At 35.3% G+C, this 12,050-nt stretch carries 9 protein-coding genes; 6 read left to right on the top strand and 3 right to left on the bottom strand.

All coding sequences use genetic code 11. The features are described 5' to 3' along the window. Positions 1-14 precede the first annotated feature (14 nt). A complete protein-coding gene (locus PQO00_RS15275) occupies positions 15-1,826 on the bottom strand; it encodes a cytochrome-c peroxidase (RefSeq protein WP_274185723.1) in 1,812 nt (603 codons plus the stop codon). 4 nt (positions 1,827-1,830) lie between these two features. Then, on the bottom strand, positions 1,831-3,351 hold the full coding sequence (locus PQO00_RS15270) for a phosphatase (protein WP_274185722.1): 1,521 nt from the start codon (positions 3,349-3,351) through the stop codon (positions 1,831-1,833). A 293-nt stretch (positions 3,352-3,644) separates the two neighbouring features. Here PQO00_RS15270 and bshC point away from each other — a divergent pair, with 293 nt between their 5' ends. From bshC to PQO00_RS15240, 6 genes are all read left to right on the top strand, one after another. Then, on the top strand, positions 3,645-5,237 hold the full coding sequence (gene bshC, locus PQO00_RS15265) for a bacillithiol biosynthesis cysteine-adding enzyme BshC (RefSeq protein ID WP_274185721.1): 1,593 nt from the start codon (positions 3,645-3,647) through the stop codon (positions 5,235-5,237). Positions 5,238-5,240: 3 nt separating this feature from the next. Then, the gene (locus PQO00_RS15260; protein ID WP_274185720.1) at positions 5,241-6,611 is read left to right on the top strand and encodes an aminotransferase class V-fold PLP-dependent enzyme; all 1,371 of its coding nucleotides are present in this window, start codon (positions 5,241-5,243) and stop codon (positions 6,609-6,611) included. 61 nt (positions 6,612-6,672) lie between these two features. Beyond that, positions 6,673-8,208 (top strand): glutamine-hydrolyzing GMP synthase, encoded by a 1,536-nt coding sequence (gene guaA / locus PQO00_RS15255; RefSeq protein ID WP_274185719.1) that lies wholly within the window; start codon positions 6,673-6,675, stop codon positions 8,206-8,208. 229 nt (positions 8,209-8,437) lie between these two features. Further along, a complete protein-coding gene (locus PQO00_RS15250) occupies positions 8,438-10,375 on the top strand; it encodes a LysM peptidoglycan-binding domain-containing protein (protein WP_274185718.1) in 1,938 nt (645 codons plus the stop codon). A 146-nt stretch (positions 10,376-10,521) separates the two neighbouring features. Then, positions 10,522-11,061: a DUF922 domain-containing protein gene (locus PQO00_RS15245; RefSeq protein ID WP_274185717.1), complete on the top strand. Its 540-nt coding sequence runs from the start codon at positions 10,522-10,524 to the stop codon at positions 11,059-11,061. Positions 11,062-11,065: 4 nt separating this feature from the next. Next, on the top strand, positions 11,066-11,293 hold the full coding sequence (locus PQO00_RS15240) for a DUF3820 family protein (RefSeq protein WP_274185716.1): 228 nt from the start codon (positions 11,066-11,068) through the stop codon (positions 11,291-11,293). Between the two features lie 130 nt (positions 11,294-11,423). Here PQO00_RS15240 and PQO00_RS15235 read toward each other — a convergent pair whose 3' ends face one another. Next, complete coding sequence (locus tag PQO00_RS15235) at positions 11,424-12,050, bottom strand: urea carboxylase-associated family protein (RefSeq protein WP_274185715.1); 627 nt, start codon at positions 12,048-12,050, stop codon at positions 11,424-11,426.

Below are 12,050 nucleotides of genomic sequence, written 5' to 3'. Positions count from 1 at the left end.
GTAGATGGTATTGGTTATATCTTGTGCAAATTTTCGTCGGTCAATGTTTTCATAAAGGCTATAATAGCTTGTGTTTCTTCTTCAGAAAGCTCCAGGTTATCAAACGGTAATGTTTGATGTGGTACATTGAAACCTAATCCAGCGCCACCACCTTTGTTATAAAAATCCATGACTTCTTCTAGGGTTTCATAAACACCATTGTGCATGTATGGTCCCGTAAGTTCTGCATTTCGGATAGAGGGCGTTTTAAAAGCGCCTTTTCGTTCCTCTGTTTTAAAAAGGTCATAGCGGCCTAGGTCATCATCTAGCTTTTTGTTTTCTTTTGTTTCAGGGACACCAATAATTTCGAGTTCCGATTCGTTAAAGTAAGGAGGTACCGTGCCATTGAATAATGGAGGAAAATGGCAGGTAGCGCAAGCCGCTTTGCCCATAAATAAATTAAAACCTCTTTTTTCTACATGGGTAAGCGTATTTTCTTTGCCGTTAATGTTGTTGTCAAATTTTGAATTAAACTCATTGAGCGATCTAACGTACGAAGCTATGGAGTGCCTGATATTCATATCGGTCGTTCCCCTTGAATATAATGTATCGAATGCCTTTGAATAGTTTTTATCACTTTTTACGGTCTTGATAATATGCTGCAGGTCTGTGTTAAACTCATCATGATTAGTAACCACTCCCACTATTTGTCCTTCTAAGCTACCTGATCTGTTATCTAAAAAGAAGGCTTTCTGTAAACCCGAATATGTAAGGGCTGGCGTGTTTCTCTTTAAATTTTTATTAAAGGTTACTTTGCCATCCGTAAAGGCTTTTTCCTTAATATGACAAGTCGCACAAGACATATTGTTTTTTATAGAAAACCTTTTGTCATTAAATAGTTTTTTGCCCAACGCCATTTTTGTACTTAAATGTATGGTATCATTTTTATAATCTGAGAAGTATTCCCAGTTAAAGGTATTTTTACTAAATAAGCTGGTCGCATTGTTTTTTAAGGCAAATTCTAGAGGGAATTCCACGTTCCAATCCTCTTGGGTAGCTTTTAAAAGTTCTAATTGTTTATTGGTGTGGTTTTTAATAAATCCGTATCTATCCAAGCTGTCAAAATCCGTATTTAGTGTTTTTTGGGAATTTACTAAAGTGGTTTTCCATTTCAGAAAGAGATCTTTGTCCTTAAAATTACTTTGGTAAATGTCTAAAATATCGTTCAGTGTGCCTAAAGCATAACTGGATTCGTTTAATGATGTTCCCAATACCGGGGAATCGAAATTAGATAAGCCTGTGGTTGCCAGCCTAACGATAGCATCCCTGACAACCCATAATACATGATAATCTTTAAAATTTAAGTCTGTATTATTTACTATTAATTTTAACCTCCCACTGGTTACGTTTAGGGCTCTGGATAAAACCAAAGTATCCATGGTTTCAGAAAACAAGTTTTCTTCTATGACTTGATAGCCTATGGGCTGGTTTATTTTTATATCTGTAGGGTCTTCTTCCTGGATTCGTAATAAGTTTGGGGAATTTAGGGACTTGTAGTTTTCTTTTTCTATGTATGCTAGTATAGGTTCGCTCTTTTTAAAATATGTTCTTGAATTTATATAGTGTTTCTTGTTGATCTCATTATGGTTTGTAATGTCAATACTGTCCATATACTTATAGGCCATAACAAGGTGGTTGCTATATAACTTTTCTAGTTTGTCTGTTTTTGTAATGGGTGTTTCTGTATTGTTTTTTTCCTTATCAATACAAGAAATGCTTAAAAGCAAAAGACATACACCCATGGTGTATGTCTTCGCTTTGAATATAAAATTCAAATATATGTTCATAAGATTATCTTTCTAAACCTTTGATTATGTACAGCATAGATCCTTCTTTACTGTTTGCAAGGTCTGCATTGGCTTTCGGGTCTGTAAACGAAGTGCCATCAGCAGGCTCCCAACCATGGTTTTGGGTTATTAAAAAGAATGTGTTATCTCCGTTATTAACAACATCGGTAACATCTATCATACCTGTAATTTCCCAGTTGTTATTAATAGTGCCATAGCCTAAATCTGCTGCTCTGTTTTGGTCACATTCTAAAACAGTTTTCAGGGTACCGGTACTTAAGTTATACTGATATAATTTGGCAAAACCGTTAACAGAAGTATCTAAATACCCGTTTGGATCTTCTTGTATATAAGCATAGTTCTCGGTGACTAAGATATTATCGGGCGAGTGGAAGCCTTCAGCTTTACCGCCCACTTTATCACCATCTAGCACACAGGTAATTTTACAAGCTCCAGTTGGATCTGTATCGTTTAATATAACTTTGTAAATCCTGCCTAGTATACTCCCTTTTCCAACTAAGTCTGGTTTATCCCTACCGGTAACAGCAAAATAAATTTCTCTTTGGTTTGCGGCAGAACCTCTTCTCCAATCGATATCCTCTAATCTAGAGAAACCCATGATACTTTTGGATTTTGCTTCAGCATCTAAAGCCCCGATTTCCCTTTCGGTCAATTCAACGAATTCAGCTTCGTATTCCGTACCTTCAATCATATCTACTTCAAAATCGATACCAGCAGAAGTTACTTTTAGGCCATATAATTTACCGCCTTCTAAATCGCCTCTATTTCCAACGTACATACCTAATTGTCCAGAAGGCACACTGTTATCGGAATGGTCATCTCCAATAAAGGCAACAGTTTTGTTTTCATAAGCATCTTTGCCTATCACAACAGCATTTTCGGTAGACCACTGTCCGAACGCAGTTAATATTTTTCCGGCACTGGCATCGGCAGCATCTTTTGCTGGATCTGTTAAAAATACACCTTTAGATGCACCTCCCCATTCTCCACCAGATAGGTATAAAGGACCAAACCCGTGCTCTTCAGGACTGATCAAAGACCCCGAGCATTGAGCTGTCTCGGCAGTAGCTGTGGCATTTAAGATATATTCACCGTGGTAAGGTCTTAGGTTTTTATTTAGCATAATACGAGCAATAGAGTAATCTGCTTCAATATTATTAATCAAGGTAAAGGTTTCATCGCCATTGTTAATTAATCCAGCACCATCGGCCATAGAACCATATACAAAGTCGGGCGTGTTTGGGATAGCATCTTCTGAAGATAAGATTGGTGTAATTTTTAAGCCCACAAAATCAGGTGTTACTTTTAGTAAGTTAGGTGATTTTGATGCCGTTAAATAAATAGAGGCATCACTACCGTTCGTACCATTTGTTCCATCGGTACCATCGACACCGTTCACACCGTCTTTTCCATCTTTTCCGTCTTCAATATCACAGCTTATAACGGATATACTGGTTGAAGTTAAGATAACAAATAATAAAAGAAATTTGAGTGATTTTTTCATAATCTAATTAGGAATATTTTTGGTTATTAATTTTATACCAAATTTATAGTTAACCTATTCGAAACTTGTTAAGTCATTAATATTACTGTATTAATTTAGGGTTATTGTAAGGTTATTAAGGTTATGGGAACATTAAAAGCGCGTAGTTAACGTTATTGGTTAATTAAGTTCAATACTTTTTAAGCTATAATGACACATAAATAGTCAGGATTAAGAGCAAACTCTTAACGAATTTTTTAGAATTCCGAAATTGAATATCTGTATCTTTACACTTTTAATTTTCAACATTATCTATGTCATCGGAGAGGCTCTCATTTAAAAAAACAGGCTATTTTTCATCACTAATCTGTGATTATCTTGAAGAGAAATCAGAATTGAAACCGTTCTATCACGATTTCCCTAATCTTGAAAATTTTAAAAGTCAGATAAAAGAAAAAAGTTTATCCTTTGATGAGCCGTCCAGAGCTGTTCTGGTAGATCGTTTAAAACAGCAATATAAAGCTATAGACACATCAGGTTTAACACGTCAAAATATTGACGCTTTAAAACAGGAAAATACATTCACTATTACAACAGGGCATCAGCTCAATTTATTTACCGGACCTTTATATTTTTTATATAAAATAGTTTCTACGATCAATCTTTCAAAAGCATTAAAAGAAACATATCCATCATATAATTTTGTCCCCGTTTATTGGATGGCAACTGAAGACCATGATTTTGATGAAATTAATTATTTCAATTTTAAAGGAAAGAAGGTACAATGGAACAGGGCATCTCAAGGTGCTGTTGGAGAGCTGTCGCTAGAAGGTTTGGAAGCGGTATTTAATTTATATTCAAAAGAGTTGGGAGTTAGTGAAAATGCCAATTATTTAAGGGACTTGTTCAGGAGTGCTTACTTAAACCATACCAATTTAGCAGATGCTACACGATATCTTGCAAATATATTGTTTAAGGCGTATGGCTTAGTTATTATTGATGCCAATGATGCTGGCTTAAAGAAGCGATTTGTGCCTTTTATTGAAGAAGAATTATTATATCAAAAATCTTATAATTCTGTTTTGGAAACGAACAAAGATCTTTCTAAAGCATATGGTATCCAGGTGAACCCACGAGAGATTAATTTGTTCTATTTAAAAGAAAACCTAAGGGAGCGTATCCTTTTTGAAGATGATATATTCAAGGTGAACAACACCAATATCTCATGGAGCAAGAGTGAGATACTAAAGCACCTTCATGAGGCGCCGGAAAGGTTTTCGCCAAATGTGATCATGCGTCCGTTGTATCAAGAAGTTATACTGCCCAATCTCTGTTATATTGGAGGGGGTGGAGAATTAGCTTATTGGTTTCAATTAAAGCAGTTTTTTAACACAGTAAATGTTCCGTTCCCTGTACTGCTGTTACGTAACTCTGTTTTAATCAAGACCAAGCAACAAGCTGATAAATTAAAAAGACTAAATATTTCCAATGAAGATATCTTTTTAAAGCGAGATGCTTTTATTAATAGGAAAGTAAGGGAAATATCGAACATAAATATAGACTTTTCGCCTCAAAGAGAACATCTAGAAGCACAATTTAAGGCCTTGTTCAAGTTGGCAGAGCAAACAGATAAATCTTTTTTAGGAGCAGTGAAGGCCCAAGAGGCAAAACAGTTAAAAGGCTTAGGGAATTTGGAACAACGATTGCTTAAAGCCCAAAAAAAAACCTTGGCAGATCAAGTTTCCAGAATGACCGAGTTGCAAGAGCAATTATTCCCTGGACAAAGTTTACAAGAACGACATACCAATTTCTCTGAGCTTTATTTGGAATATGGCGAGCAACTCATTCCTAATCTTATTAAAAACCTTGACCCTTTAAATAGTGAATTCTTAATACTAACTCTTTAACAGATGCACAAAATTGATATTGAATTGGTTGAAATGACTATGGATGTCATGAAGTATGCCATAGATAGGCTTTCTGCTACACAAAGTAAAATTGGAAAGCCTAAAACTGAAGCCAAGCTTAAGGAACTAGTAGGTGAAACGATTACTGATAAAGGTGTTGGTGGCGAATATGCTTTTAATTTATGGAAGAAATATTTAATGAAGGCTACGGTACCGGTAGACCATCCAAGAAATTTGGCTTTTGTACCTGCATCTCCAACTAGAGCTTCCATTATGTTCGATTTAGTAACATCTGCTTCCAGTATTCATGGTGCTTATTGGATGGAAGGTGCTGGTGGTATTTTCTGTGAAAATGAAGCCATGAAATGGATTGTTTCATTAACAGGTTTACCAGAAGGAGCCTTTGGTGTGTTTACAAGTGGTGGTACGGCAGCAAACCTTTCGGCTATGGTAACCGCTCGGGAACATTGGAGAAAAAATGAAGCTTTTAAAGGAGAAAAAGGACTTATAATAACCTCCGTTGGTGCCCATTCTTCAATTAAGGCCATGGCAAAGGTTATTGATGTGGATGTGCTATTGGTAGATTCTGAAGAGAGGCTGCTTGGAGAAGCATTGCAGCATACTATTAATGGTTTAACCGAGCATCAACGTAAACGGTTATTTTCTGTGGTAGCAACAGGAGGAACAACGAATGCTGGTATTATTGATAATTTAGATGGTATTGCCCATGTTTGTAAAAAAGAAAACCTATGGTTTCATGTCGATGCGGCTTATGGTGGTGGTGCTTTGGCCGCAGATTCTGTTAGACATTTGTTTAACGGGATCGAAAAAGCCGATAGTATTACCATAGATCCCCATAAATGGATGTTTTCTCCTTATGATTGTGGAGCGGTTATTTATAAAAACCCCGAATTGGCTAAACAAGCACATTCACAGGAAGGCTCCTATCTCGATATTTTTAAGGATGAGGGCGCTCATGGTTTTAATCCCACCGATTACCAAATACAGTTGACGCGTCGAGTAAGAGGCCTGCCTTTATGGTTTTCGTTGGCGACCCATGGAACAGATCAATATAAAAAAGCTGTAGAGCGCGGCATAGAACTAGCTCAAATGGCCGGGAAGATGATTACCGAAAGTCCGCATGTGGAACTCGTTCGAGAACCAAGTTTATCTTGTGTATTGTATAGAAGAATAGGATGGAAGCCCGAAGATTATACCCATTGGACTTATGAAAATCATAAAAAAGGTTTTGCTTTGGTAACTCCAACTAAATGGAAGGTAGGAGATACTTACGAGACTGTTTCGCGTTTCTGTTTTATTAACCCGGATACCACAGGCAAAGATATTGAGATGATTTTAGATACTATGAAATAAAAAATTAAAAAAATCGATAGTCATATATTCGTCATTCTAAAATCAATTATTACTTTTGCGCATGCAACATGACAAGGTACTAATTTTAGACTTCGGATCGCAATACACACAACTTATTGCCCGTCGAGTTAGGGAACTCAACATATATTCCGAAATACACCCATTTAATAAGATTCCAACAAATATAGAAAGCTATAAAGCTGTTATACTTTCTGGTAGCCCATATTCTGTAAGAGGCAAGGAAGCATTACATCCGGATTTATCTCAAATACGTGGTAAAAAACCTCTTTTAGGAGTTTGCTATGGCGCACAATATCTGGCACATTTCTCGGGTGGGGAAGTGGCACCTTCAAATACCAGGGAATATGGTCGGGCCCATTTGTCGTTCATAAAAACAGAAGCGCCTTTTTTCGAAAATGTTAGTGAAGGGAGTCAAGTTTGGATGAGTCATAGCGATACGATTAAGGAATTACCAACAGGTAGTGTTTTAATAGCGAGTACACATGATGTTAAAAATGCAGCATATAAAATTGAAGGCGAGCAAACGTATGGTATTCAATTTCACCCAGAAGTATATCATTCAACTGATGGAAAGCAAATATTAGAAAATTTTTTAGTGCATATAGCTGGACTTCATCAAGATTGGACACCAGACTCTTTTGTAGAAGAAACCGTTGAGGCCATTCAAGAAAAGGTAGGAGATGGTAAAGTCGTACTAGGGCTTTCGGGAGGCGTAGATTCTACTGTGGCAGCCGTTTTGCTAAATAAAGCGATTGGTGAAAATCTATATTGCATATTTGTAAACAACGGTTTGCTTCGTAAAAACGAATTCCAAAATGTTTTAAATCAATATAAAGGGATGGGGCTCAACGTAAAGGGGGTTGACGCTTCACAACGTTTTTTAGATGCTTTGGCAGGTATAGAGGACCCTGAGAAAAAACGTAAAGCTATAGGAAATGCATTTATTGAAGTCTTTGATGATGAAGCACATAAGCTGGAAGATGTCAAATGGTTGGCACAAGGTACTATTTATCCCGATGTTATCGAAAGTGTTTCAGCAAATGGAGGTCCCTCTGCAACTATTAAAAGCCATCATAATGTTGGAGGCTTACCGGATTTTATGAAACTTAAAATAGTAGAACCGTTAAGGGCTATTTTTAAGGATGAGGTTAGACGCGTAGGAGCCACTTTGGGAATTGATCCAGAACTTTTAGGACGCCATCCATTTCCTGGACCAGGATTGGGGATTCGTATTCTAGGAGATATAACCGCAGAAAAAGTACGTATTCTACAAGAAGTGGATGCTATTTTTATAAATGGTTTAAAAGAATGGAATCTGTATGATAAAGTTTGGCAAGCAGGTGCCATGTTACTTCCTGTTAATAGTGTTGGTGTTATGGGAGATGAGCGCACTTATGAAAAATGTGTAGCGCTTAGAGCGGTAGAAAGTACGGATGGTATGACAGCCGATTGGGTGAATTTACCTTATGAATTTTTACAAAAAACATCAAATGATATAATAAATAAAGTAAAAGGCGTTAATAGGGTAGTTTACGATATTAGTTCAAAACCACCGGCCACTATTGAGTGGGAGTAATAAATTTTAAATTAGACGTTATAATAATTATAAATTATATTTATTTTTTGAAATCATCCCAGTTATTATAAATAACCGTATATAGCTAAGTGAGTTCAAAAGTATTTTTAGGTTATACATCATATTTTTCTTTTTTTGGCATACTATATGTATCCTTAAAAAGGAGAGGATGGTTTTCCTGAATAAAATTGCGGGAATACCCCTTAAGCGCCATTTAAAAACAGATTACATGAATAAATTCTTTTTCGTTTTATGCTTAGTACTATTATTTAGTTTTGGTACTGCTCAAGCCCAAAATTACAGCACTCATAAAGTTCAGCAAGGAGAAACCATTGAAAGTATAGCAAAGAAATACTTAATAACACCTTCAGATATTTATAGTTTAAACCCGGATGCCAAAACAGAATTAAGAGTTAATTCCGTTTTAATTATTCCTAAGTCTAAGATATCGGAGACTCCCAAGGTAACTATCATAAAAGAATTAGAAGGCTTTAAAAAGCATAGAACTAAAAAAAAGCAAACACTTTATAGTTTATCGCAACAGTATAATGTCACTGTAGAAGAGATAAAAAAGCATAATAAGTTTTTATATGCCGAACCTTTACGTAAAGGTGACAAACTTCAAATTCCAATATTTAAAGTTACAGAAGTTGAAGAAGTTAACAAACTTACTAAAACTTATACAGTACTTCCCAAAGAAGGTAAATGGCGCATTGCTTATAAATTTGGGATAACCGTTAAAGAACTTGAAGATCTTAACCCCGAAATGGGCGAGGTATTAAAAGAAGGACAGGTCTTAAATGTACCAAATATAGGGGATGAAGAAGAAAAAGTAGTAGATGAGAGGTACAGCTATTATAAAGTATTACCAAAAGAAGGATTTTATAGACTAAAGATTAAATTAGGTTTAGAGCAGCCAGAACTGGAAGCTTTAAACCCCGCTTTAAAAGAAGGGGGATTAAAATCAGGAATGATCTTAAAAATACCGTATTCTAGTTTAGCCGATGGTATTATAGGATTGGATTCTCATAAGGTTAATTTAGTGGATAGTATTACCGATTTTAATACAAAGCACATAGCTATTATGTTGCCCTTCAGGCTAAACCGTGTGGATTTTGATTCTGTATCCGATACTAAGAACAGTATTGAAAAAGATCCTTATTTAAATGCCTCACTAGATTTTCATTCAGGTGTTTTGATGGCACTGGATTCTCTTAAAGCATTAGGGATTTCCCTTAAAGTAAATGTGTACGATACTAGAAATGAAGTAGGTGTGGTTAAGGATATCATTGATAAAAATGACTTTGAAAATGTTGATGCCGTTATTGGGCCATTAACACCTAGTAATTTTGAAGAAGCTGCTTTGAAATTAGGGAAGTTTAATATCCCGGTTATATCTCCCATAGGAACAAACTTAAAGTTGTACAATAATGTATTCCAATCAAGACCATCAAATGATCTATTAAAAAAGAAGATTGTAAATTTTGTAAGGGCTGATACTTTGACCAATAATATTATAATTATCTCTGACACTAAAAATAAAAAAGTTTCAGATGACCTTAAGCGCGAGTTTAATTACGCTAAGCAAATTCTTTCCAGAAAAGATAAAAAGGGTGACGATAAATATTTCGTGAATAAAGATGATATTCAAGATAAATTAAACCCAGGAAGAAACATCGTGTTTTTAGAAACTCATGATTCTGGATTTGTTTCCAATGTCACAAGTATTTTGGCATCACTAATTCAAGAAGAGAATAGGCAAGAAAGAAAAGAAGCTATAGAGATTGTGTTGGTTACTACCAATATCAATTCTGCTTTTGAGGATGATGCGGTGGATAACACCCATTTATCAGATTTACAATTTCATTTTGCAACCATGTCAAGAGCCTATAATGAAAACGATAATAACACCTTTGTTAAAAAATATAAACAAACTTATAATATGACACCTAACAATAGGGCCGTTAAAGGTTTTGATTTAACTATGGATGTTGTATTACGTTTAGTATCTTCAGAAGATCTATATCTGTCTGTTAATGAGGCTCAGCTTACAGAGTATGTAGAAAATAAATTCGCATACAAAAAGAAGCTTTTTGGCGGTTATTATAACAATACGGTGTATTTGGTTAAGTATGACGACTTAACCATTGTTGAGGTAAAACAATAAATACAGGTTATAAGTTTTGCTTATGCCATTGCGAAGCCTGCCTGTCGGCAGACAGGGAGGTACGACTGCGGCAATCTGTTGAATGTCTAACAGAAATAAATGTTTTATAAAAATTCCTGGCAATAAATTTAATTTTAATAAACCTTGTGATTAGACTATTCTTTATTATATGTTGTTTTTTTTGTATCCAACAAGAGGAGCCCATTATAGCCTGGAACGAATCTTATAAATTATCCTGGTCAGATTTTAAAGGTACGCCTACTAAAAATGAGCGCGCAGTAGCCGTAACGGCATCGGGTATTACGTTTGGCTTTTCGATAAGCACATCAGATGATGAGGTCGTCAATTTTACTTCTGAAGTGCATGCGCATTTTTACCCCCAAAAATCATGGTATAAAAAAGAACAAGCAGATTCTCATGTGTTAGATCATGAACGGTTACATTTTGATATTACAGAGTTGCATGCTCGTAAATTTAGACAGCGAATAGATCAGGTTAAAGTATCCAATGGTGTTAGAAATCAATTAAAAAGTATTCAGAACACAATTAATAAGGAACTTTCACAGATGCAAAACAGGTATGATTCTGAAACCAATTATTCCAGAAATGTTGATGCCCAAACAAAGTGGAAAATATATATTGCCGACGAATTAAAAAAACGATCCCAATATAAACAGGTAGATTAAATATATGCTTCCGGATAAACAATTTCTTATAGATTTGGCACATACCAAAATGCCTTTTGGTAAATACAAAGACCGTTACCTCATTGATTTGCCAGAATATTACGTGGTATGGTACCATAACAAAGGATTTCCAAAAGGAAAACTAGGGGATATGCTTGCTCAGGTTTATGATTTAAAAATGAATGGACTGGAGGATTTGATTCGGAATATCCAGAGGCAGTTTCCTAAATAATGTTTATTTCAAAATAAAAAAAATCTTGAAACAGACTATCCTCGAGGCAGAGCCTTCGGGGAATTATTTAGAATTAAACATTAAAAACCAAAAAAAAGAACTACTTTTTATATTTTTAATCCATCGAAAATTATGTAAAATCGTTTACAATATTTTTTATGACACCTTTACCATTCGTAACAATAAAATGAATAGGTTTAAAAAAACCGCCATTACTATCTTCTGCAGAACAAGCTGTTAACCCTACTATTAAATCCATTTCAGCTTTAAAACGAATAAAGTCTCCTTGTCTAGAAGTTGGAGGTAGCACTTTAAGTTTACCAGTTTCATCAAACTGAACATTCATAAAAATATTGAATGCAGTAGGGATATTATCAATTTCAATACTGAATCTAGTCAAATTTTTATGGAGATTTTCCAAACAACTAGGATGGTAAGACGGATCGTTGTACATAATCTTAAAAGTTTCTGGACTGCACGGTGCTAATAAAAAATCATTTCTTCCGTTAGTATCCTCTTTTATCTCCATCATTTTTTTGGAGCGATTGCTCCATAAAAAATTTCCTTTCGTTAATAAAATGGTTTCTTCAAAATCCATAGTTTTTCCGGAAGAAATTTTTTCTCTTTTATCTGCACGATTAAAAAGAACCATATCGCTTACTTGCTTTCCCTCTGGATCAATTACAGTGAGGAGATCACCTTTGTTCATTTCAAATGCCTTACCCGATTGAGGTGGTATAATATTGACCGTTCTCAT

Origin of the sequence: Flavivirga sp. 57AJ16 (assembly GCF_028736925.1) — a bacterium.
In the GTDB taxonomy this organism is placed as follows: domain Bacteria; phylum Bacteroidota; class Bacteroidia; order Flavobacteriales; family Flavobacteriaceae; genus Flavivirga.
Note: the sequence above shows the minus strand (reverse complement) of the source record. Positions and strands in the feature narration are given on the sequence as shown.

What these genes read in the sequence shown, in the direction of transcription:
- guaA (WP_274185719.1), top strand. Translation starts at nt 6,673, where the DNA reads ATGCAACATGACAAGGTACTAATTTTAGACTTCGGATCGCAATACACA.
- bshC (WP_274185721.1), top strand. Translation starts at nt 3,645, where the DNA reads ATGTCATCGGAGAGGCTCTCATTTAAAAAAACAGGCTATTTTTCATCA.
- PQO00_RS15250 (WP_274185718.1), top strand. Translation starts at nt 8,438, where the DNA reads ATGAATAAATTCTTTTTCGTTTTATGCTTAGTACTATTATTTAGTTTT.
- PQO00_RS15260 (WP_274185720.1), top strand. Translation starts at nt 5,241, where the DNA reads ATGCACAAAATTGATATTGAATTGGTTGAAATGACTATGGATGTCATG.
- PQO00_RS15235 (WP_274185715.1), bottom strand. Translation starts at nt 12,050, where the DNA reads ATGAGAACGGTCAATATTATACCACCTCAATCGGGTAAGGCATTTGAA.
- PQO00_RS15275 (WP_274185723.1), bottom strand. Translation starts at nt 1,826, where the DNA reads ATGAACATATATTTGAATTTTATATTCAAAGCGAAGACATACACCATG.
- PQO00_RS15270 (WP_274185722.1), bottom strand. Translation starts at nt 3,351, where the DNA reads ATGAAAAAATCACTCAAATTTCTTTTATTATTTGTTATCTTAACTTCA.
- PQO00_RS15240 (WP_274185716.1), top strand. Translation starts at nt 11,066, where the DNA reads ATGCTTCCGGATAAACAATTTCTTATAGATTTGGCACATACCAAAATG.